The 22,862-nt window shown below is 64.3% G+C and carries 18 protein-coding genes; 4 read left to right on the top strand and 14 right to left on the bottom strand.

The annotated features are described in order from the left end of the window. Positions 1 to 185 precede the first annotated feature (185 nt). Together OKW44_RS19060 and OKW44_RS19055 are read left to right on the top strand one after the other, a co-directional pair. Positions 186 to 1,301: a glycosyltransferase family 2 protein gene (locus OKW44_RS19060; RefSeq protein WP_018417757.1), complete on the top strand. Its 1,116-nt coding sequence runs from the start codon at positions 186 to 188 to the stop codon at positions 1,299 to 1,301. Positions 1,302 to 1,455: 154 nt separating this feature from the next. Continuing rightward, on the top strand, positions 1,456 to 1,677 hold the full coding sequence (locus OKW44_RS19055) for a hypothetical protein (protein WP_018417756.1): 222 nt from the start codon (positions 1,456 to 1,458) through the stop codon (positions 1,675 to 1,677). A 135-nt stretch (positions 1,678 to 1,812) separates the two neighbouring features. Here OKW44_RS19055 and OKW44_RS19050 read toward each other — a convergent pair whose 3' ends face one another. From OKW44_RS19050 to OKW44_RS18990, 13 genes are all read right to left on the bottom strand, one after another. Further along, positions 1,813 to 3,120, bottom strand: coding sequence for an MFS family transporter (locus tag OKW44_RS19050; RefSeq protein WP_018417755.1), 1,308 nt, complete (start codon positions 3,118 to 3,120; stop codon positions 1,813 to 1,815). 256 nt (positions 3,121 to 3,376) lie between these two features. Then, on the bottom strand, positions 3,377 to 4,900 hold the full coding sequence (locus OKW44_RS19045) for a SpoVR family protein (protein WP_035470159.1): 1,524 nt from the start codon (positions 4,898 to 4,900) through the stop codon (positions 3,377 to 3,379). Positions 4,901 to 5,131: 231 nt separating this feature from the next. Beyond that, the gene (locus OKW44_RS19040) at positions 5,132 to 6,403 is read right to left on the bottom strand and encodes a YeaH/YhbH family protein (RefSeq protein WP_026225339.1); all 1,272 of its coding nucleotides are present in this window, start codon (positions 6,401 to 6,403) and stop codon (positions 5,132 to 5,134) included. A 162-nt stretch (positions 6,404 to 6,565) separates the two neighbouring features. Next, on the bottom strand, positions 6,566 to 8,488 hold the full coding sequence (locus OKW44_RS19035; RefSeq protein WP_018417752.1) for a PrkA family serine protein kinase: 1,923 nt from the start codon (positions 8,486 to 8,488) through the stop codon (positions 6,566 to 6,568). A 582-nt stretch (positions 8,489 to 9,070) separates the two neighbouring features. Next, the gene (locus OKW44_RS19030; RefSeq protein WP_018417750.1) at positions 9,071 to 9,832 is read right to left on the bottom strand and encodes a 2-keto-4-pentenoate hydratase; all 762 of its coding nucleotides are present in this window, start codon (positions 9,830 to 9,832) and stop codon (positions 9,071 to 9,073) included. A 367-nt stretch (positions 9,833 to 10,199) separates the two neighbouring features. Next, the gene (locus OKW44_RS19025; RefSeq protein ID WP_018417749.1) at positions 10,200 to 11,990 is read right to left on the bottom strand and encodes a methyl-accepting chemotaxis protein; all 1,791 of its coding nucleotides are present in this window, start codon (positions 11,988 to 11,990) and stop codon (positions 10,200 to 10,202) included. A gap of 357 nt (positions 11,991 to 12,347) precedes the next feature. Beyond that, positions 12,348 to 13,277, bottom strand: coding sequence for a ribokinase (gene rbsK / locus OKW44_RS19020; protein ID WP_018417748.1), 930 nt, complete (start codon positions 13,275 to 13,277; stop codon positions 12,348 to 12,350). Positions 13,278 to 13,363: 86 nt separating this feature from the next. Continuing rightward, positions 13,364 to 14,407 carry a LacI family DNA-binding transcriptional regulator gene (locus OKW44_RS19015; protein WP_018417747.1) on the bottom strand — a complete coding sequence of 348 codons (1,044 nt, stop codon included), beginning with the start codon at positions 14,405 to 14,407 and terminating at the stop codon, positions 13,364 to 13,366. A 200-nt stretch (positions 14,408 to 14,607) separates the two neighbouring features. After that, positions 14,608 to 15,711, bottom strand: coding sequence for an ABC transporter permease (locus OKW44_RS19010; protein ID WP_018417746.1), 1,104 nt, complete (start codon positions 15,709 to 15,711; stop codon positions 14,608 to 14,610). Continuing rightward, a complete protein-coding gene (locus OKW44_RS19005) occupies positions 15,711 to 17,303 on the bottom strand; it encodes a sugar ABC transporter ATP-binding protein (protein WP_018417745.1) in 1,593 nt (530 codons plus the stop codon). Before OKW44_RS19005 ends, OKW44_RS19010 begins: the two co-directional genes overlap by 1 nt. Before the next feature lie 355 nt (positions 17,304 to 17,658). Continuing rightward, a complete protein-coding gene (locus OKW44_RS19000; RefSeq protein WP_018417744.1) occupies positions 17,659 to 18,633 on the bottom strand; it encodes a sugar ABC transporter substrate-binding protein in 975 nt (324 codons plus the stop codon). A gap of 315 nt (positions 18,634 to 18,948) precedes the next feature. Further along, positions 18,949 to 19,926, bottom strand: a complete 978-nt coding sequence (gene corA, locus OKW44_RS18995) for a magnesium/cobalt transporter CorA (protein WP_026225338.1) — start codon at positions 19,924 to 19,926, stop codon at positions 18,949 to 18,951. Between the two features lie 179 nt (positions 19,927 to 20,105). Beyond that, entirely contained in the window at positions 20,106 to 20,585 is a 480-nt protein-coding gene (locus OKW44_RS18990) for a hypothetical protein (RefSeq protein ID WP_026225337.1), read from the bottom strand. Positions 20,586 to 20,886: 301 nt separating this feature from the next. On the opposite strand from OKW44_RS18990, the gene cydX reads away from it, so the two are divergent. After that, positions 20,887 to 21,033, top strand: a complete 147-nt coding sequence (gene cydX, locus OKW44_RS18985; RefSeq protein WP_026225336.1) for a cytochrome bd-I oxidase subunit CydX — start codon at positions 20,887 to 20,889, stop codon at positions 21,031 to 21,033. Continuing rightward, a complete protein-coding gene (locus tag OKW44_RS18980) occupies positions 21,030 to 21,611 on the top strand; it encodes a P-loop nucleotide/nucleoside kinase family protein (protein ID WP_018417740.1) in 582 nt (193 codons plus the stop codon). Before cydX ends, OKW44_RS18980 begins: the two co-directional genes overlap by 4 nt. Positions 21,612 to 21,727: 116 nt before the next feature. On the opposite strand, the gene OKW44_RS18975 is transcribed toward OKW44_RS18980, so the two are convergent. After that, positions 21,728 to 22,825 (bottom strand): saccharopine dehydrogenase family protein, encoded by a 1,098-nt coding sequence (locus tag OKW44_RS18975; RefSeq protein WP_026225335.1) that lies wholly within the window; start codon positions 22,823 to 22,825, stop codon positions 21,728 to 21,730. Between the last annotated feature and the right edge of the window lie 37 nt (positions 22,826 to 22,862).

Below are 22,862 nucleotides of genomic sequence, written 5' to 3'. Positions count from 1 at the left end.
ACCCGGGCCGCATCACTTTTCCCTTCCAGCACCTTTCTGTAAGCAAACATTTCTTCCTCATTTTTACCGAATATTTTTTTGACGCCTTGGACTATTTTTGCTGCTTGCAGCAAGGTGTGCGCCCTGCGAACCGGCTGCCGCTTTCCGCCGGTTTATGCCGCTTCCGATCGATAAAAGGCGTCATCATGTCCAACGCGTCAAGTTCTCCCCTCGCCCGTGCGGCCGTTGCCCAAGTGTCCATCTGCGTGCCCACCTGCAATCGTCCCGACCTGCTGATCGAATGCATCGACTCGTGCCTCGCGCAAAGCTATCCGCATGTCGAAATCGTGATTGGCGACGATTCGACGGACGCGCGCTCGCGGCAACTGGTCTTGCAGCGTTACCGCGACGAGCCGCGCGTGCGCTACGAGAAGCACGAGCCGCCGCTTGGCCAGGCGCGCAATGTGTCGAGCCTGTTCGAGCGGGCGCGCGGCGACAAGATCCTGCTGATCCACGACGACGATCTGCTGACGAGCGACGCCGTCGACAAACTCGTGTCGTTGTGGCAGCGCTATCCGCGGCTCGATGCGGCATTCGGTGCGCAATACGAAGCGGGTCACGACGGTGCGATCGATCTCGCCGCGAGCGCGCGCCTGAACGAGGCGTTCCGGCGCACTCAGGCCAGCGAGGGTCTCCAGCCGCTCGCGGGCCGCACGGGCCTGATCCAGATGTTTCCGAACAATGGCTGGATGGCCGACGCGCGGCTCGTCAAGCGGGTCGGCTACGACGCGCGGTATGACGTCTGCTGCGACTACGTGTTCGGCACCGAGCTATGCCTGGCCGCGCGCGAGGTGTTTTATCTGCACGACTATGTGTCGGTGTATCGGAAGACCGCGACGTCGGTCTCGCACAGCACGCGCGGCACGAGCATGGCCGCAACGTCGAGCGCGTATGCGTTCGTGAAGTCGCTGCGTCTGCCGGCGGCGCTCGAACCGTCGCGGCGGCAGGCGCTGCGGCGGCTAGTACCGATCGTGGTGTCGATTCACGCGAGAAACGGCGAGGCGCGCGCCGGCTGGCGGATCGCGCGCGCGCATCTGTTCGCCTACAACTACGGCTTTAGCGCGCGGCTTTACTACCATCTGCTGATGCTGGCGCGCGCGGCCTGGCGTGGCCGTCTGCCGATGCCGCGCGCGGCGGCCGATGCTGTCGGCGGCGTAGCGGCGACGCCGTCGATGGCGACGGTCGCGGCCGTTGGCGCGGCCACGGTGAATGAGGCCGCGAGGATCGATGAGTTCGTCGACAACGGGTCGAAGCCGGTATGAACTGCGACAGGCGCCTCGCGACCGGCGCGAGCCCGTGCAAGGCGATTTTCTGCCAGGCATTCCCTGCTTGGCAAACGCGCATTCGTTACCTGGTCCCGCCCGCGCCGCTGATTACGATGGGCACGACCCGTCTTCGCAACAGTGGTGTTTCGCCATGTCAGACAATGCGTGTTTCAAGCCGCGCGTGATCGAACCGGTCGTCGATGACCAACGCGAAGGACTAGGCCTCGCGGTCGAGTTATGGTTCGCGCAACCGATCGACGGCATCGCGGGCCGCGCGGTGCAGATTCATCTGCGCAGCGGCGCGAGGATGGAACAGGCCGAGAGCTTGCGCGACCTGCTGCGTGCGTGGGGGACACTGATCGTCGTCAGTTGAGCGAAGCGCACTGTTCCTCGCTTGCGGATTGAAGCGCAAACGTCGATGCCATGAAAAACAGCGGCCCGGTTGCCCTGGACCGCCGCTTGAACGCTGCCATCGCGGCACGACGTTTCGCCGTGCCCGACTAGCGGTTCACGGCTCGTGCCGCAGATACCCTTCCGACGACGGATCGCGCATACGCAGCGACACGATACCCGCGAGTGCACACAGCGCCGTCACGTACCAGAAGAACATCGTCTCGACACCGGCGGACTTCAGCCACAGCGCGACATATTCCGCCGAGCCGCCGAAGATCGCATTGGCGACCGCATACGACAGCCCTACGCCAAGCGCACGCACTTGCGGTGGAAACATTTCCGCCTTGATCAGGCCGCTGATCGACGTATAGAAGCTGACGATCGCGAGCGCGACGACGACCAACGCGAAGGCCGCGTACGGGCTCGTCACGTCTTTCAGCGCATGCAGCAGCGGCACCGTGCCGAGGGTCGCGAACAGGCCGAAACACAGCATCGAGCGGCGCCGCCCGATGCGGTCCGACAACGCGCCGAACGCCGGCTGCATCAACATGTAGACGAACAACGCGGCGGTCATCACCGAGCTCGCGGTCTTCGCGTGCATGCCGGCCGTATTGACGAGGTACTTTTGCATGTAGGTGGTGAACGTATAGAAGATCAGCGATCCGCCGGCCGTGAAACCGAGCACCGTCATGAACGCGGTCTTGTGCTCCCACAGCCCGCGCAGCGTGCCCGCTTCCTTGCGCTGGCGCGTCGCCGCGGTGGTGGTTTCATCAAGGGATTTACGCAGATAGAGCGCGATCAACGCGGCGATAGCGCCAATCACGAACGGCACACGCCAGCCCCACGCCTTCAGCTCTTCGGTCGTCAGCGTCTGTTGCAGTGTCACGAGCACGAGCAGCGCGCACAGTTGGCCGCCGATCAGCGTCACATACTGGAACGACGCGAAGAAGCCGCGCCGGCCCTTCAACGCGACTTCGCTCATATAGGTCGCGCTGGTGCCGTATTCGCCGCCCACCGACAGGCCCTGGAACAGCCGCGCGAGCAGCAGCAGCGCAGGCGCGAGCGCGCCGATCTGCGCGTACGTGGGCAGCATCGCGATCACGAGCGAGCCGCCGCACATCATGAATACCGACACCATCATCGCGGCGCGGCGACCCCGTTTGTCGGCGAGCCGCCCGAAGAACCAGCCGCCAATCGGCCGCATCAGAAAGCCCGCGGCGAACACGCCGGCCGTGTTCAGCAACTGCGTGGTCGTGTTGCCGCTCGGGAAGAACGACGGCGCGAAGTAAAGCGCCGTGAACGAATACACATAGAAGTCGAACCACTCGACGAGATTGCCCGATGAAGCGCCGACGATTGCAAAAATGCGGCGCCGCGTGTCGTGCGCCGAGGCCACGACGTATTGTTCGGTTTGGTCGTTCATGCTGGTGTCTTTCCTTATTTAAACGAGGAGGACGGTCGTGGCGCCGCCTTGATGTCGCGCGCCCAGCCTGCGCGGCCGTCGCGGGTGCGCGAATTTTACATAAATGAAAGCACAGGAAGGTTTTTTGTCAGCGTGGCCTGATGAAAGCCCTGGGTCGGCCGGATTTGCGCACCAACAGAACGAAGCCCCTGCCAGTTGGGAACTGGCAGGGGCTTGACGGGCGACACGGACCGCTCAGGCGGGAGTCAGGCGGCGCTCATATTCTCACGGACGGCGGCATATACCGGCAGTCGTAGCGTTTTCTGACGGTACCGTTTTCGTCGACGCTTTCGAGGTACACGTCGAACTGCCACAAGCGCGCCATGTGCTTGAGCACCTCCTCGCTATCCGACGACAGGTGCCGGTTGTCGCTCATGAAATGCCGCAACGTCAGGCTGCGATCGCCGCGTGTATTGACGGCCCACACCTGAATGTTCGGCTCGCGGTGATGCATGTCGTACTGCCGCGACAACGCCTGCCGCACGTACTGGTAGCCGCTATCGTCGTGAATCGCCGACACTTCGAGCGCGTCTCGCATGTCGTCGTCGAGCACCGAGAACAGACGCATTTCGCGGATCAGATGCGGCGACAGATACTGCGCGACGAAGCTCTCGTCCTTGAAGTTGCGCATCGCGTAGTGCATCGCGGGCAGCCACGGACTGCCGGCCAGATCCGGAAACCACTTGCGGTCTTCGTCGGTCGGCGCTTCGCAGATGCGCCGGATATCGCTCATCATCGAAAAGCCCAGCGCATACGGATTGATGCCGCTGTAATACGGCTTCGTGACCGGCGGCTGATAGACGACGTTGCTGTGTGAATGGAGAAACTCCATCATGAAGCCGTCTTCGAGGTTGCCCTGGTTGTACATCGTATTGAGCAGCGTGTAGTGCCAGAACGTCGCCCAGCCTTCGTTCATCACCTGCGTCTGCCGCTGCGGATAGAAGTACTGTCCGATCTTGCGCACGATCCGGATCACCTCGCGCTCCCACGCTTCGAGCAGCGGCGCGTTTTTCTCCGCGAAATACAGCAGGTTTTCCTGCGGCTCGGGCGGATAGCGCCCCTCGACCTCTTCGGGCAGCGGCGTATGGCGCGTGGGCAACGTGCGCCACAACTCGTTGACCTGCGACTGCAGATACGCCTCGCGTTCGCGACGCGCGGCGAACTCCTTCTGGAGCGACAGCTTCTGCGGCCGCTTGTAGCGGTCCACGCCGTAATTCATCAGCGCGTGGCACGAGTCGAGCAATTCCTCGACGCGATCGAGCCCATAGCGCTCCTCGCATTCCGCGATGTAGTTTTTCGCGTAGACGAGGTAGTCGATGATCGCGTGCGCGTCCGTCCATAAGCGGAACAGATAGTTGCCCTTGAAGAACGAGTTGTGACCGTAGGCGGCATGCGCGATGACGAGCGCCTGCATCGTCATCGTGTTCTCTTCCATCAGATACGCGATGCAGGGGTTCGAATTGATGACGATCTCGTACGCGAGCCCCATCTGGCCGCGACGATAGCTTTTTTCGGTAGAAAGGAAATGTTTGCCGAACGACCAGTGACGGTAGTTCACCGGCATGCCGACGGACGCATAGGCATCCATCATCTGTTCGGCGCTGATGAGTTCGAGCTGGATCGGATACACGTCGAGCTCGTATTGCTCCGCAACACGGGCAATATGCGAGTCGTACTCTTCGATCAATTCGAAGGTCCAGTCGGACGGGCACGGCAGAGGCCGTCTATCGGCTACGTTCATACGGACTTCCCTTTGCCCTTCGATGGGCGTTCCGGTGCGTCCCGTGCTGCAGATCGCGGACTGCTCCGGCGCGAGCGGCTCCGTGCTGGCCACTCCTGCCTCGGCATGCCCCGACTGTCGCTGCGGCACGCCTTTGTTGCGCTGCGGCGCCGTCATACGACGGGTCACCCTTGTCGTACGAATCGCCGCGCGCTTCGTCGTTCAGGCGCTTCGTGCGCCACCAGTATCCCATCAAGAAGTCGCCGCCTGCTTCTCGAACAGTTCGCGAAACACCGGATAAATATCGGCCGCGGTTTCGACCTTCTTCATCGCCATGTGCGGTTGCGATAGCGCCAGTTGCGCGTATTCGAGCCACAGATTCTGCTCTTCGGGCGTCACCTGAATATACGCAAAATACCGCACCTTCTCCAGGATGTCATCCGAGAGTATTTTGCGGCACTTCGGCGAGTCGTCGGTCCAGTTGTCGCCGTCGGAAGCCTGCGCCCCGTAAATGTTCCATTCAGTTGGCGAGTAGCGTTCGTCCATCACCTTGCGCATCAGTTCGAGCGCGCTCGACACCACGGTGCCGCCGCTTTCGGTCGAGTGGAAGAACGTGTCTTCGTCGACTTCCTCGGCGCGCGTGTGGTGGCGAATGAACACCACTTCGATGCGCTCGTAGTTACGCTTCAGGAACAGGTACAGCAGGATGAAGAAGCGCTTCGCAAGATCCTTGCGCTGCTCGTCCATCGAACCGGACACGTCCATCAGGCAGAACATCACCGCCTGGCTCGACGGCGTGGGCTGCTTCACGCGATTCACGTAACGCAGATCGAACGGATCGATGAACGGAATCCGCCAGATGCGTCCTTTCAGATGGTGGATGTCGTCTTCGAGCAGCTTGATCTCTTCGCGGCGATCGGCGGGATCGGCCTTCAACTCTTCCAGTTGCCGCTCCATTTCGTGCAGCTGGTTGACGAGCGGCGCGCCGAGCGCGATGCGCCGGCCGAGCGCGCTGCGCAGCGAACGCACGACGTCGATGTTGTTCGGCGTACCCTCGGCGGCCCAGCCCGCGCGGACGCTTTTCCACGTCGGCACGGCCGTCAGATGGGTTTTGACGAGACGCGGCAGTTCGAGGTCGTCGAAGAAATACTGCATGAACTCTTCGCGGCTCAGCTCGAACACGAAGTCGTCCTGACCCTCGCCCTCGTTGCTGGCCTGACTGCCTCCGCCGCCGCCACCGCCGCCTTGCGGGCGCTGGATCTTGTCGCCGCGGATGTAGTCCGAGTTGCCGGGATGCACCATCTCGCGCCGGCCGCCCGGTCCATGACGGAACGACGGCTCCGCGATGTCCTTGCGCGGAATGGTGATGCTCTGGGTGTTCTGGATGTCCTTGATGCTGCGATCGCGCACCGCCTCCGAAACGGCACGACGAATATAGTTTTTGACGCGGCGCAAAAAGCGCTCACGGTTCGCAATACTCTTGTTCTTGCCTGCCAATCTGCGGTCGATGATTTGATGAAGCACGCCCGGTCTCCCGTCCATGCAACCGCGATTCCCTGCGGCCGCACTAATATTTCGGGTGCGCGAGACGCCCGCCGCGCAGTGCAATGCTATGCGGCTTGCGCCTCGCCGGTTGCCCGTACGGTCGAACCGTACGGGCGGCACACCATGAGTATCATGCGCGCATCATGACGACTTGCGCACGCGCAGATACCAGTCGCACAGCAAGCGCACCTGCTTCGGCGTATAGCCCTTCGCCACCATGCGATTGACGAAGTCTTCATGCTTGCGCTGCTCTTCGGCCGAGCCTTTCGCGTTGAACGAGATCACCGGCAACAGTTCTTCCGTGTTCGAGAACATCTTCTTTTCGATCACGACGCGCAGCTTCTCGTAGCTGATCCACGCGGGGTTCTTGCCCGCATTCGCAGCCCGAGCACGCAGCACGAAGTTCACGATCTCGTTGCGGAAGTCTTTCGGATTGCTGATGCCCGCGGGCTTCTCGATCTTTTCCAGCTCGGCGTTCAACGCGGCACGGTCGAAGCTTTCGCCGGTGTCGTGGTCGCGGAACTCCTGATCCTGGATCCAGAAGTCCGCATACGTGACATAGCGGTCGAAGATGTTCTGACCGTACTCGGAGTACGACTCCAGGTACGCGGTCTGAATCTCCTTGCCGATGAACTCCGCATAGCGCGACGCGAGCACGTCCTTGATGAAGGACAGATACTTCTGCTCGGTTTCCGGCGGGAACTGCTCGCGTTCGATCTGCTGTTCGAGCACGTACATCAGATGCACCGGATTGGCCGCGACCTCGGTCGAGTCGAAGTTGAACACGCGCGACAGAATCTTGAACGCGAAGCGGGTCGACACGCCGGTCATGCCTTCGTCGACGCCCCCGAAGTCGCGATACTCCTGATACGACTTCGCCTTCGGGTCCGTGTCCTTCAGATTCTCGCCGTCGTAGACCTGCATCTTCGAGAACAGGCTCGAATTCTCCGGCTCGTGCAAACGCGTGAGCACCGACAACTGCCCCATCATCTTCAGCGTGCCCGGCGCGCAGACCGCGTTGGCCAGCGACGAGTTGCGCAGCAGCTTCTCGTAAATCTTGACCTCTTCGCTATAGCGCAGGCAGTACGGCACCTTGACGACGAAGATCCGGTCGAGCAGTGCCTCGTTGTTACGGTTGTTGCGGAATGCCTTCCATTCCGATTCGTTCGAGTGAGCGAGGATGATGCCGTCGAACGGAATCGCGCCGAAGCCTTCCGTGCCCTTGAAGTTGCCTTCCTGGGTCGCGGTGAGCAGCGGGTGCAACACCTTGATCGGCGCCTTGAACATTTCGACGAACTCGAGCAGGCCCTGATTGGCGAGGCACAGGCCGCCCGAGTAGCTGTACGCGTCGGCATCGTCCTGCGCATACTGTTCGAGCTTGCGGATGTCGACCTTGCCGACCAGCGACGAAATGTCCTGATTGTTCTCGTCGCCCGGTTCGGTCTTCGAGATAGCGATCTGGCGAAGGATCGACGGATAGCGGCGCACCACGCGGAACTTGCGGATGTCGCCGTTGTACTCGTGCAGGCGCTTGACCGCCCACGGACTCAGAATGCCTCGCAGGTAGCGACGAGGAATGCCATATTGCTCTTCGAGGATCGGACCGTCTTCCTCGTAGTCGAACAGACCGAGCGGCGATTCATTGACGGGCGAGCCCTTGATCGCATAGAACGGCACGCGTTCCATCAATTGCTTCAGACGTTCCGCGATCGACGACTTGCCGCCGCCGACCGGTCCTAACAGATACAGGATCTGCTTCTTTTCTTCGAGCCCCTGGGCCGAATGCCGGAAGTAGGCGACCACCTGCTCGATCACCTCTTCCATTCCGTAGAACTCACGGAATGCGGGGTATACCTTGATGACCTTGTTCGCGAAGATACGCGATAAACGCGGATCGTTGCGAGTGTCGATCTGTTCCGGTTCTCCGATTGCCGTCAACATGCGTTCGCCGGCGGTGGCGTACGCGGCGGGATTGTCTTTGCAGAGCGCGAGATACTCCTCGAGCGAGAGTTCGTCCTCCCGTGTTTTCTCGAAGCGGGTCGCGAAACTGCTGTAGATATCCATGCTACCTCCTCGCCAAAGTCTGGAGCGATGTCGTGCGCGGCGCGCTATTCGGAAACGACATCGCTCGAATTCATCCTAAACCCTTTTAAATTTTTTTTCACGGACTACGTTGCGAAAATCGCGCCGTAACCGCCACCGCTACAATCCTCACTTGGAAACAGAGATTCGACCGCCTACAATTTTTTTACTCACACGGCAACCAGTCACATCATCTGCTGCTCCGCTGTATCGCTACCTTCTTCAGCACCGCATCGCTATTCAGTGCTCCTGCACGACTTCGCCGGAGCGCTGCATCGCGTCATGTCACCGCGCTGCTATTGCACATCCCGTACCCGCACCGTCGACCCTCCACCACAATGCGGCTGTCTGCGCACGCACACTTCGTCACAAAAAGCATGCACGTGACGAGCTCGCGGCGCTCTCATAGGTGTGGAAGCGGCAAAGTTGCAACAAATGCATTCGAACAGGTTAACGATCAAAGACTGCCACCGTTTCAAATTCGCCAAAATAAAAACGGCTGCACGCGGGCAGCCGTTTGGAATCAAGCGTTGTAATTTGCGGTTACAAGCGCCGCAGCATCGATCAGGTCAGTTCAATTTCCACTTCACCCAATCCGTCGATATGACCACGCACGATGCCGGGCTCGTCGATCTTGTGCGCGCCGACGTATGACCCGGTGGTCAAGGTCCAGTTGCGCTCGATCGTGATGCCCATCGCCGCGCAATGGTTGACGAACCACACGAGCAGCTCGCGCGGATCGCCTGCCGGATTGCCGGTCACTTCCGGTATCAGCGAGCGGCCGTTGAAACTCAGCTCCAGTTCCGGCGACACGAAGTCGAAGCCGCGCGCGAGGCTCGCATAGACGGCCGGATGGCCGGTGATCAGCGCGCCGTTGTTCTGCGCGTCGGCCAACTGCGCGAGCGGCGCGACGTTCGGCCATTCGGCGAAGCGGCTGTCGACGATCTCGATGGCCGGCAGCACGGCGCCGACCTTCGACAATACCTCGTCGCGCGCATACGCCTGAGCGCGCGGCTCGATCGTCACGTCGAAGCGGAACGCGATCTCTAGCTCCACCAGCACGCGAAAGAATCCGTCATGCGCGAGCGTCGCTGGCGACGGCATCACCAGCGAGGCCGGAATCGGTGCGCCCGACGCGGCGCCGCCCGGCGACTTCGCGCCGATCTTCCACGCGCCGGTCGACTCACCGAGGCCCACGATCACCGCCTGCTGGATCGCGTAGGCGGTCGCCGCGTCGGGCGGCAGGCTGTCGGGTGCGGGCGCGTCGATCGGCCGGCGCTGCCGGCGTGCCTCGACGAGGCATTGCGCAAGATCGTATCGCGTCATGTCGGTTCTTTGTGGCTGGCGCATGGCAGGGTTCGCAGGACGTAGCAATATGTGGGAACCACCTGTTGAGGTGCGGGCAGCCGCGCGCCGCGCAAACGGATCGGGGCCGTGCCCGTCAATGTACCGGATCGCAGCACGCGCCGGTGAAAGGCGGCGGCGCGCAAACGTTAATTCTTGCGGGAGCTGAAAAAAAAACCGCGCATGGGGGTCCAGGCGCGGTTTTTCGCGAAGCGATCGTCGCGGGTGCGACGCGAATGCCGGACAGCTAGCGAACGGAAACGGCAACGGCTGGTGCGCCGAACGGCGCGTCTCGACTCACCTGACGCACGACGGCGCCGCCGCCCATGTACACCTGATCCGAGCCAGCTCAGAAGGTCTCCCAATCCTGATCGCTGCCGGCCGTCGCCGCGGACCTGGCCGGCGCGCGCGTGGGCGTGGACGCGGCCGCTACCTGCGGCGCGACAGCGGCCGCGGCCGGGATCGATGCCTTCGCCGGCAACGCCGTCTGCGAGGTAGCCGGCGTGAGCTTGCGTGCGCGTGTAGCGACCGGCCTCGTGGACACCGGGCGCTTCGGCGCAGCAAGCGCCGACGCCGCTTCGTGACCGCCACGGCCGCTGTCGTCGACCTGGAACACCGCGACCGCGCTGCGCAGCCGCGCCGCCTGCTCCTCGAGCGACGACGCGGCGGCGGCCGCTTCCTCGACGAGCGCCGCATTCTGCTGCGTGACCTCGTCCATCTGCGTGACCGCGCGCGCGACCTGGTCGATGCCGCCGCTCTGCTCCTCCGACGCCGCCGCGATCTCGCCCATGATGTCGGTCACGCGCCGCACCGCGCCGATGATTTCGCTCATCGTGCGGCCGGCCTCGTCGACGAGCGCCGAGCCCGACTGCACGCGCTCGACCGACGTATCGATCAGCTCCTTGATCTCCTTGGCCGCCGCCGACGAACGCTGCGCGAGGCTGCGCACTTCGCCCGCGACGACCGCGAAGCCACGCCCCTCCTCGCCGGCGCGCGCCGCCTCGACGGCTGCGTTCAACGCGAGGATGTTGGTCTGGAAGGCAATGCCTTCGATGATCGAGATGATGTCGGCGATCTTCGCCGAGCTCTGGTTGATGTCGCCCATCGTGCCGACCACCTGGCCGACCACCGCGCTACCCTTGTTGGCGATCTCGGACGCGTTGGCCGCGAGCGCGCTCGCCTGGCGCGCGTTGTCGGCATTCTGCCGCACGGTGCCGGTCAACTGCTCCATGCTCGAGGCGGTTTCCTGCAGCGCCGACGCCTGCTCCTCGGTCCGCGAAGACAGGTCGACGTTGCCCGCCGCGATCTGGCGCGTCGCGGTCGCGATCGACTCGCTACCGCCGCGCACGCTGCGCACCGTTTCGGTGAGGCTGCGCTGCATTCTGGCGATTCCTTCGAGCAGTTGCCCCATTTCGTCGCGCGATGTCGCGATCACCGGACGACGCAAATCGCCGGCCGCGATCGCATCGAAGTGGCCGAGCGCTTCGTCGAGCGGACGCGCGATCGAGCGGCTCAGCGTCAGATACGACAGCGCCGCCGCCAGCACGCCGATCACCAGCGCGCCGATGCTGACCACGCGGAACGTCTGGAAACTGCTCTGCGCGGAGTCGAAGCCCTGCCTGGCCGAGTCGAACTGGTATTTGCGCACCGCGTCGTCGGCGCCGACGAGGTCGTTGAAGACGACCTGCAGATTCTTCGCGTCCTCGACCAGCTTGCCCTGATCGTTCGCCGTGATCGTCGCGGCGAACGTTTCGAGTTGCTGATGCAGCGCGTTGCGCTTCGCGGCGACGTCCTGCGCAAGCCGGTCTTCGTCCGCGTCGCGTGGCAGATCGAGATATTTTTTCCACCACATGTCGGACGTGCCCCCGAGCATGCGCCCGCGCTCGATGGTGGTGGCCGCTTCCGGTGTGCCGACCAGGAACGCGGCGCGGTCGAGCGCGAGTCGTTCGCGCGCCGCGTAGATTTCCGCGTTGCCGATGTTCACCGCGCCCGGCATCGCGTTGGTGAACGTATCCTCATAGGCGTCGTTCGAACGGCTCATGCCGAACAGACCGAAAACGCCGATCGCAACCAGCAACGCGGCGAGGAACGCCATCGTGAGGCCAATTCGCGCCTTGATCGTGATGCCTTTATTCAACATGCTTGGTCCTGTGTGCTGTACTCAGTGAGCGGCGGCTGCCTACGCAGCGTGGGCGCGGCGTGTGTTAGGTCCGGCGCTTTTTTGAACGAGCGCTCTAATTTCCGTTTACGGCAGCATACTCATAGACTTGAAGCATTTAAAAGGTATGAACAAAGACGTTGTTGGACGTTGAAAGCAAGTTGACTGGAAGCGAGTGTGTTCGCGGCGCGCAGGGAAACGCGGCGATGTTCGTCAAAGCACGATTTTTGACGTTTTGGCGGGGCGAATGGGTGGAGAAGCGAGCCGTTCGGAGTCGCCCGAAGCGGTTGCAGGACAGTTCGATCAGGCAACGTGCGAGGTGCCAATGCCGCCGCGGCATCAGTCCAATGCGTCGACCTCGGAGCGCGTCGGAATCGATGGCTGTGCGCCCGCGCGCGTCACCGATAGCGCGGCGGCGCGCTGCGCGAAGCGGATCGCCGCATCGACGCTCGCGCCCTGCGCGAGCTGCGCCGCGAAGCCGCCGATGAAGGTGTCGCCGGCCGCGGTCGTGTCGACCGCCTCGACGCGCGGCGCGTCGTACAGCGTCGCAGCCGCGCCTTCGAGCGACGCATGCAAGCCGCGCGCACCGAGCGTGACCAGCACGTTGCGCGCGCCGGCCGCGCGCAACGCGGCGGCGGCCCGTGCGGCGTCCTCGGGCGAATCGACGGGGAGACCGCTCAGCGCGGCGGCTTCGAGTTCGTTCGGAATCAGGTAGTCGATCAGCGGCAGCCAGTCGGCCGGCAACGGGCCGGTGGCGGGCGCCGGATTCAGGATCACGGTCTTGCCGAGCCGCCGCGCCGTCGCCAGCGCCGCGCGCACCGATTCGGGCGGGGTTTCGAGCTGACAGATCACGACGTCGGCGGCGGCGAGCGTCGCTTCGTGTCGCGCGACGGTGGCCGGCGTGACCTCGCCGTTGCTGCCCGCGACGATCACGATCGTGTTCTGGCTCGCATCGTCGACGACGATCAGCGCAACACCGCTCGGCTCCCTGCCGGTTTCGAGCGCGGCGCAGTCGATGCGCTCCGCTTCGAGGCCCGCGCGCAGCTGCGCGCCATTCGCATCGGCACCGACGCAGCCGAGCATCGACACCTGCGCGCCTAGCCGCGCGGCAGCGACCGCCTGGTTGCCGCCCTTGCCGCCCGCGACCTGCGCGAAGCCGCGGCCGGCCAGCGTCTCGCCCGGTTGGGGCAGGCGTGGCGAACGCACCACGAGGTCCATGTTCAGACTACCGACCACCGTGACGCGTGCGCGCGTTGGGTTGCTTGCCACTCGAGTGTCCTCCGTTGCGCGACGGGTCGCGTCGCTATTGCCCGCGCGTCCTTCGAGCGCCCCTCATGCGTCCTTCATCCGGCGCATCAGGCCGCCAGATCCCGCCGTTCCGCACCCGCCCATGTCGCGGTGGACTCCCGCACGATCAGCCGCGGCGACACCACGCGGCGGCGCGCAGGCGCCCGCGCGGTGCCGTTCGACGACGCCTCGGCGATCCGGTCGATCAACGTCTGCGCGGCCGTGTCGCCAAGCGCGCGCACCGACTGTCCGACCGTCGACAGCGACGGGAACGTGAAGCGGCCCAGCTCGATATCGTCGAAACCGATGATCGAGCAATCGCGCGGCACGCTGATATTGCGCTCCGCCGCCGCGCGCAACGCGCCGATACCCATCATGTCGTTGCCCGCGAAAATCGCCGACGGCCTGACCGTATCGAACAGCTGCGCGGCCGCGCGATGTCCGCCCGTCCCCGAAAAATCGCTTTCGACGATCGCATCGGCAGGAATCTCGATGCCACGCTCGGCCATCGCGCGAATGAAGCCGTGCACCCGCATCGCGCTGACCGCGGTCTGCACCGGCCCCGTGATGCAACCGATCCGCACATGCCCGAGCTCGAGCAGATGACGCGTGGCCAGATACGCGCCCTTCTCGTGATCGATCTGCACGAGGTCCGCGTTGACTCCCTCGATGTTGCGGTCCACCACCACGAGCGGCTCGCGCGCGTCGGCGAGCGCCTGCGCGAGCACGGCGTCGTCGCCGGCCGACGCGACGATCAACCCGTCGATGCGCTTTTCCTGCAGCACGCGCAGATAGTTGCGCTGCTTCGCGGGGTCATCGTCGGAGTTGCAGAAGAACACGCAGTAGCCATTGCGCGCGCAGCCGTCCTCGATGCCGCGCGCGAGCTCCGCGAAATACGGGTTCGTGCTGTTCGGCACCACCAGTCCGATCGTCGCGGTCGAGCGCGCCTTCAGCGAGCGCGCGACTGCCGACGGCACATAGTGCAGTTGACGGATCGCGTGCTCGACTTTCGCGCGCACATCGGCCGACACCGGCCGCGAGTTGTTCACGACGTGCGATACCGTCGTGAACGACACGCCCGCCACCGCCGCTACATCCTTGATCGTCGTCATAACCTGTTGCTCTCCTGTCGAACGGAGTTAGCGCTTTAGCGCTTACTCCGGTCCCATGCAGTCTCATCGCGGTCGAACGGAGTTAGCGCTTTAGCGCTTACTCCGGTCCCATGCAGTCTCATCGCGGTCGAACGGAGTTGGCGCTTTAGCGCTTACTCCGGTCCCATGCACTCATTCATCGTTGCGCCGCGGCTCCCACCTCAGGCGCGTTTGCGACGACTGCGGTACGTATCGAGCACCACCGCCACCACGATCACCGCGCCGGTGATCATGCGCTTGGTCGGCTCGTTCGCGCCGATCTGCGCGAGGCCCGCCGCCAGCACCGAAATGATCAGCACGCCAAAAAACGTGCTGATAACCGAACCACGTCCGCCCATCAGACTCGTGCCGCCGATCACGACCGCCGCGATCACCTGCAGCTCCAGGCCGACACCTGCATTCGGATCGGCCGCCTCGAGCCGCGAGATCTGGAACAGCGCCGCGAGTCCGGACAGCGCGCCCATCAGCGCGAACACGATCACCTTGTACGGCCGCGGATTGACGCCCGCGAGCCGCACCGCTTCCTCGTTGGTGCCGATCCCGACCAGGTAGCGCCCGAACACCGTGCGCGTCAGCACCAACTGCGCTGTCACCATCACCGCCACCGCGATCAGAAAGGCCGGCGAGATGCCGAGCGCGATCGGGTTCGACAGAAAATCGAACGCATCACCGATATACGCGGTGCGCGAATTGGTCATCTGATACGCCATGCCGCGCGCCGCCTCGAGCACGCCGAGCGACACGATGAACGACGGAATTCGCCAGCCCACCGTCACCGCGCCGGTCACGGTGCCAGTCAGCGCCGCGACCGCGACCCCGAGCAGCGCGCCGGCAGCCGGCCCCCAGCCCCACTTCAGCGTCACCACGCTGACCACCGACGCCCCGAGCGCGAGCACCGAGCCCACCGACAGATCGATCCCCGCGATGATCAGCACGAAGGTCATGCCGACCGACATCACGACGAGATCCGGAATCTGGTTCGCGATCGTGCTGAACGTGTCGTAGCTCAGAAAGTGCGAACTCAGCAGCGAGAACAGCACGATCATCGCGAGCAGCGCGCCGGCGAGGCCCAGGTAGTTCGAAAAGCCGAGCCGCGTGCCGGCCGGCTTGCCGCTCGCGAGCGGCGCCGACGGATCGGCGGGCGTCGTCACGGCGGGCGCGTCCGGCGCACCGCCTTGCTTGCCGCCCTGCTGGCCGTCCAACTGGCCGTCCAACTGGCCGTCCTGTTTGACACCCGCCGCCTCGCGCCACGATTGATCGGTCATCACAGACTCCCTGCTTCGTTGACGCCGTGCGCGTGCAGCAGCGCGTCACGGCCGCGGTAGCCGGCGAACGCAGCCGCGAGCAGCGCATCCTGGCTCCAGCTCGCGCGCTCGAACACGCCTGTCATGCTGCCCGCCGACATCACGCCGATCCGGTCGCAGATCAGCATCAGTTCGCGCAGATCGCTCGACACCACGACGAGCGCGCGGCCGGCGCGAGCAAGCGCGCCCATCAGGCCGTAAATATCGAACTTCGCGCCGACGTCGATGCCGCGCGTCGGTTCGTCGAACAACAGCACGCGGCAGTCGCGCGCGAGCCAGCGGCCGATCACGACCTTCTGCTGGTTGCCGCCCGACAGCTCGCCGACGATCTGCGCGGGCCCCGAGCTGCGAATCCGCATCGCGGCGATCTGCTTGTGCGCCAGCGCGTTCTCGCGCTTCGCGTCGACGAGGCCGTGCCGCGCGACGCTGCGAAGATTGCCGAGCGACAGGTTGGCCGCGATCGGTTGCGGCAGCAGCAGGCCTTCGCCCTTGCGGTCTTCGGTGATCAGCGCGATACCCGCGCGTACCGCGTCCGCCGGCGAGTCGATTCGCACCGGCGTAGGCGACGCGCCCGGCGTCGCGGCGAGCGACACGCTGCCGCCGTCCTTGCGGTCGGCGCCGTAGATGAGCCGCATCAGCTCGGTGCGGCCCGCGCCGATCAGTCCGCTCACACCGAAAATCTCGCCCGCGCGCACCTCGAACGACACGTCGCGCACGACCTTGCCGCGCGCGAGCCGCTCCACTTTCAGGAGCGGCGCGCCGATGTTGCGCTCGCCGAGATCGATATGCTCGCCGAGCTCGCGGCCGACCATCCACGTGACGATCTGCTCGCTCGTCAGGTTCGCCATCGCGTCGACATGCACGAGGCGGCCGTCGCGCAGCACCGCGACCCGTTCGGCGACCCGCGCCAGCTCTTCGAGCCGGTGCGAGATGTAGACGAGCGCGACGCCGCGAGCCTTGAGCCGTCCGATCTGCTCGAACAGCAGATCGACCTCGCGGGCGGTCAGCATCGCGGTCGGCTCGTCGAGGATCAGCACGCGGCAGTCGTCGATCAGGTTGCGGGCGATCTCGACCATTTGCTGATGACCGATGCCCAGTTCGCCGACCAGCGTGTCGGGATCGATCGCGTCGAGTCCGACCTGCGCCATCGCCTCGCGCGCGTTCTCGCGCAGCTTGCCGCGATCGATCCAACCGAAGCTGAACGCGCCCGCACGCGGCAGCCGGTTCAGGAACAGGTTCTCGGCGACCGACAGCGTAGGCAGCAGATTCAACTCCTGCATGACCATGCGCACGCCGAGCGCCTCGGCCTCGGTGCGGCTCGCGGGCGCGTACGGCGCGTCGGCAAGCCGCATCGTGCCCGCGCTCGCCTCGACCAGCCCGCCGATGATCTTCGACAGCGTGCTCTTGCCCGCGCCGTTCTCGCCGGTCAACGCCAATACCTCGCCCGCTCGCAGCGACAGCGATACGTCGGCGAGCACCGGTTCGGCATAGGTCTTGCCGATGCCGCTGACGCTCAGTACGACAGGCAAGGCGTCGTGGTCGGTCGAATCCATCGCGCTCCTGGTTGCATGGCGCTTCTGGCGCCTTCGTGGCGCCCCGGCGGTCCGCTGCGCTTGCCGCACAGCACACCGCGCCCGGCTGCCACGAGTCATGCCGGCCCACTGCGCGGAATGCACAGGTGCTCATGGCCGCGCTCCCTCTCACCACGCGAGCCGCTGTCATGACGCTTATCTCTGGGATTAACGGCGGTGCGGCGGGATTCTTGAGCGTCCGTTGAATAAAAGCGGATCACTGGGTGGTGGTTTGCCTCTAAAACATGCTACCCGCATAATTCGTGGCGATTTTTACGGCTTCCCGTGCGCTTTTCCGACTGCGCCCGGCTCGTGCTTCACGCCGGGCGCGGCGCGCTTACTTCAGGGTGTCCTTCGTCACCAGAACGACCGGCGTTTCGACGACGCCCGACAGCTGCGACTGCTTCCTGTTTTCGCTCAACGCCTTCAATGCGGTATCGATGCCGAACACGGCCTGCTTCGCCGCGTACTGGTCGGCGGTGGCGAGCACGCGGCCGTCCTTCAGCATCGGATGGATCGCGTTGATGTTGTCGTAGCCGACCACCAGCACCTTGCCCTGCTTGCCGGCCGCGCGCACGGCCGACACCGCGCCGATCGCCATGTTGTCGTTGCCGGCGAGCAGCGCCTTCAGGTTCGGATACTCGTTGAGCATCGCCGATGCGACCGCGTTGCCCTTGTCTATTTCCCACTCGCCCGACTGCACCGACACGACCTTCGCGCCGACCGCCTGCATCGCGTCCTTGAAGCCCGCCGTGCGCTGCTGCGCGTTGGTGGTGGTCGAGACGCCTTCGAGGATGCCGACCTCGTCGCCGGCCTTCAGGCGCTTCGCGAGGTAGTCACCGACGAGCCGCGCGCCCTTGCGATTGTCGGGGCCGACGAACGGCACGTTCAGGTCTTTCGACTTCAGCACGTCCTGATCGAGCCGGTTGTCGATGTTGACGACGATGATGCCCGCGTCGACCGCCTTCTTGACGACCGGCACAAGCGCCTTCGAATCGGCCGGCGCAAGCACGATCGCGTCGACCTTAGACACGATCATCTGCTCGACGATGCGGATCTGGTTGGCGGTGTCGGTTTCGTCCTTGATGCCGTTCGTGATCAGCTCGAACTTGTCGGGGTTGTGCTTCTGATAGTCCTTCGCCCCGGTCTCCATGGTCAGGAAGAACTCGTTGGCGAGCGACTTCATCACGAGCGCGACCTTCGGCTTATGAGCCGGGGCGTTCTGCGCGTGGGCGGCGGAAAAAGGCAGGACGGCGGAGGCGGTGGCGAGAACTGCGGCGGCAAGAATGCGACGACGGGTTCGATGGCTCATGCGTATCTCCAAGGTTGTCAGGCTCGCGGGCGAGCCGTATTTTTTGTGATGCGCAAACGTTTGCGAGGCCTATTCTCAGCGCAAGCTCTTCGGAATGTCAACGATTCGCGGTGTTGCAACGCACCGGCGCGCAACATCTGCGGCGCCGCAATACGCTCGTTCGATCCGGGCAGCGTGTGGCAAGGTTCCCTCGCTCAGTCCGTGCAGTCGATGACGCCCGTGTGTCGCGTGCGGCGCGACACACAGGCCGCTTATGCTGGCCTGGTATCGCGCGCGCCGCAAGTGAAACCCCGAGGAAATTGAACGGTGCGCCGGCTACAGCCAGCCGGCCTTGCGAAAACGCCGGTACAGCACGAAGTCGATCGCCAGCATCACCGCCAGAACGACCGGATACCCGTACCTGAAATGCAGCTCGGGAATGCGCTCGAAGTTCATCCCGTAGATGCCGGCGATCATGGTCGGCACCGCGAACAGCGCGGCGAACGAGCCGAGCCGCTTGGTGATTTCGCTCTCGGCGAGCGAGATCATGCCGAGGTTCACCTGCACCGCCGTGACGACGATTTCGCGACGCCCCTCGATGGTTCTGACGATCCGGTCGAGGTGATCGTAGACGTCGCGGAAGTACGCCTGCATGCCTGCGCAAACGCTCGGAATACGGCCGCCCGTCAGTTTGCCGACCGCTTCCTGCAGCGGCACGATATGGTGCTGCAGGATCACGAGCCGGCGCTTCATCGAGTACAGGTCCTGCACGATCGCGCGCGAGGCGGCCGAATCGTTCTTCTCGAAGATGCGGTCCTCGAGCGTTTCGAGCTCGGTGCTCATCGCCTCGATGATCGGGAAATAACGGTCGACCACGTCGTCCATCAGTGCGTACAGCACGAACGCCGAGCCTTCCTTCAACAGATGCGGCTCGCGCTCGCAGCGCGTCCGCACGCTCTGGAAACCGGTGCGCGTGCCGCGGCGCACCGACAGCACATAGTTGGCGCCGGCGAACACATCGACTTCGCCGATCACCAGCTCGCCTGTCTCATCCATCTCGACCGTGTGCATCACGGTGAAGACCGAATCGCCGTACTCCTCGATTTTCGGGCGCTGATGACCGTGTTGCGCGTCTTCGATCGCGAGCTCGTGCAGATTGAATTCGTCTTTCATGGCCGCGAGTTCCTCGGGCTCCGGGTCTTTCAACGCGACCCAGACGAAGCACTCGGGCCGCGCGACGTAGTCGCTGATGCTGTCGACATCGACGTCGGCGAGTTTCCGGCCGTCCTGATAGGCGGCGCAATTGATCAGCATGTTCGGATTACCTTGCATACGAAAGCAGACCTCGCCACCCTCTCACGTAAGCATTGCGTAAGACGGTCGACGGACCTGCATGAACGGACAAGCACGCTTCCAGGCCGCTTGTATCAGCCGCCATGTTAAGGCGCGATACCTAAGCCGCGCGTATCCAATTGTTAATGCTCGACCGCACGCTACTGCGCGACCCGCTGCAGGCCGATGCGGTGATCGTCGTTGAACGTGACCGAGGCGCGGTTCGTGTAGCGCGGGTCGGCCGTTACGACGAAGTTCAGCTCGATGACCGGATCGAACTGCGTCGATACGCCGATCCGATGCGCGCCGGGCGGCAGATAGAACACCACGTGCTCGCCGTTCATCAGGTCGGTCACGCGCTCGCCGTCGATATAGACGAGCGCATTGCGAAACCGCACGATCACGTCGCGCGAACGCTCGCGCCGCAGGTCCACCGCGACGAGGCCGGGGCCCGGCGCCGTATAGCCCTGTCTGACGATGCGCTCGGCAGGCACCGGTTCGAACGGTACCGGCTCGGCCGGGGTCGACGCGCAGCCGGCCAGCGACAGCACGCTGAGCGCGACGCCTGCGGCCAACGCGGCACAGCGTGCGGACCCGGCCAGCCGTGCGGCTCGGCAGCGGCAAGACAGGCGCATCGGCATGCTGGTTCTCCCGTGTGCTCCCGATTGTGGCCCCGAGTTTCCGACTACGCAGTGCGGGTCGTCGCTCCGCGTCCGCCGGTTCGGCGGACACGGTACGCTCGTACGCATGACCGTTGCGCATCATAGCAACGCGCGGACATACCGCCAGCCACGGCGCACGGAGCTCGGGCGCCGCGCCTCTTGCATGGCGCGGCGTTCTTCTTCATGATCGGTGCAGGCGGCCGCGCTCGCGGCTGGCCGTCGTCGGTTGCCGGCATGCCTGTCGATCCGCGTCGCCGGACGCACGATCAAGGAGACTGCGATGTGGTATTTCACCTGGATTCTCGGCGTGGGTGTGGCGCTCGCCTTCGGCATCATCAACGTGATGTGGCTCGAGGCCAACGGCAAGTTCGCGCGCGACCCGCGCCCCGATGCCACCGCCGCGCCGCATGAGGACAAGCCTGCGTGACTTCTCTGGTTTTCTTTTGCGGTCATGCGGGCACGGGCAAGACGACGCTGGCGAAAAAACTGCTCGGCTCGCTGATGAAAGTGAGCGGCACCCCCTTCTGCCTGCTCGACAAGGACACGCTGTACGGCGGCTATAGCGCGGCCGCGATGGCGATGCTGACCGGCAATCCGAACGATCGCGACAGCCCTCTTTTCCTGCAGCACCTGCGCGACCCCGAGTATCGCGGCCTCATCGATGCGGCGCGCGACAATCTCGAACTCGGCATCAGCGCGTTGGTCGTCGGCCCGCTGTCTCGCGAGGTGCGCGAGCGGCGGCTGTTCGATCACGCGTGGCTCGGCGTCGCGCCGGACGTGAGGTTGCGTGTCGTGTGGGTGCGGACCTCGGAGGACGTGGCGCGGCAGCGGATCGTCGCGCGCGCGAATCCCAACGATGCGTACAAGCTCGCGCACTGGGACGACTACCGGCGGCGGCGTTTCGAGCCGAGCGGCGCGAGCCGCGAGGGTCTGCTGATGTTCGACAATACCGCGCCCAGTTCGGCGGACCATGAAGCGCTGGTCGCGCAAATCGTGGCTGGATGACGGCCCTCCCTTCTGTCTGGCGAGTGCCGCGCTGGTCCGATGCTGGCTGAAAAACGGAAAATCCCCGTACGTCGGCGACGTACGGGGATTTTCATTCGACGCGAGCCATGCCGGCCTCAAACGGTCGCCATCGCCTCCAGCGACTGCCCTTCGTACAACTTGCCGAAGCGGTTCGCCAGAAAATCGCCGAGCGATACCTGCTCCTGGCGCACGAAGCCCTTTTGCGGCAGCTTGCGCTCGCGAAACAGATCGAGCACCGCGCACATCGCGCCGGCAGTCGTGATCTGAATCGCGCTCATCGGCACGCCGCAGACGGTCTTCGCGAAGATCTTCCGCGTGAACACCTCCTGCAAGAGCTGACCGTCGCGCATGCCGCTCACGGTGATGAACACCAGCACGACATCTTGCGCGGTCGATGGCACCGAGCGGCGCATGATGGTCTTCAGCGTATCGCGGTCGCTCGACAAACGCAGGTCTTCGAGCAGGAACTGCATCAGGTTGCGATGACCCGGATAGCGCACCGACTTGTAGTCGAGCGATTCGACGCGGCCCGCCAGCGTTTCGCACAGCGTGCCCAGCCCGCCCGACGTGTTGAACGCTTCGTACTCGGTGCCGTCGAGCGAGAAATGCTCGAGGCCTTCGAGCGGCTGCACCCATTGCGTGCGGCCATCGCGGATAGCCTCGCACGGCTGGCAGTACTCGTTGATCAGGCCGTCGACGCTCCACGTCAGGTTGTACTTCAGCGCATTGGTCGGAAACTCGGGCAGCGCGCCCACGCGCATCTTCACGTCGCGGATTTCCGTAAAGCGGTTCGCGAGCTCGTGCGCGGCAATGCCGATGAAGCCCGGCGCGAGACCGCACTGCGGCATGAATGCGTGATCGGCATCTTCGGCGATCGCGCGGATCGCGTGCGTCGCGCGTACGTCCTCGGTCAGGTCGAAGTAATGCACACCCGCGCTCTTCGCGGCCGATGCGACGTTGATCGCGAGGTAGTACGGCAGCGCGTTGATCAGCACGTCGAAGCCCTGGATCGCGGCGCGCAGCACGGCGGCGTCGGCGGAATCGATGCGACGGGTGGGAATGCCCTGGGCGGCGAGCTTGTCGAGCGCGTGCTGATCGCGGTCGAACGCGACGACTTCGTAGTCGCCCGTCTCGCGCAGCATATGGGCAATGGTGTGACCGATCAGACCTGCGCCAACGATAGCTACTTTCATCTGCTTCTCCTTGTTATCCATGTGCTGTCTGCGAGCT

It is taken from the genome of Paraburkholderia lebeckiae, from assembly GCF_050436325.1.
Lineage (GTDB): Bacteria > Pseudomonadota > Gammaproteobacteria > Burkholderiales > Burkholderiaceae > Paraburkholderia > Paraburkholderia tuberum.
Note: the sequence above shows the minus strand (reverse complement) of the source record. Positions and strands in the feature narration are given on the sequence as shown.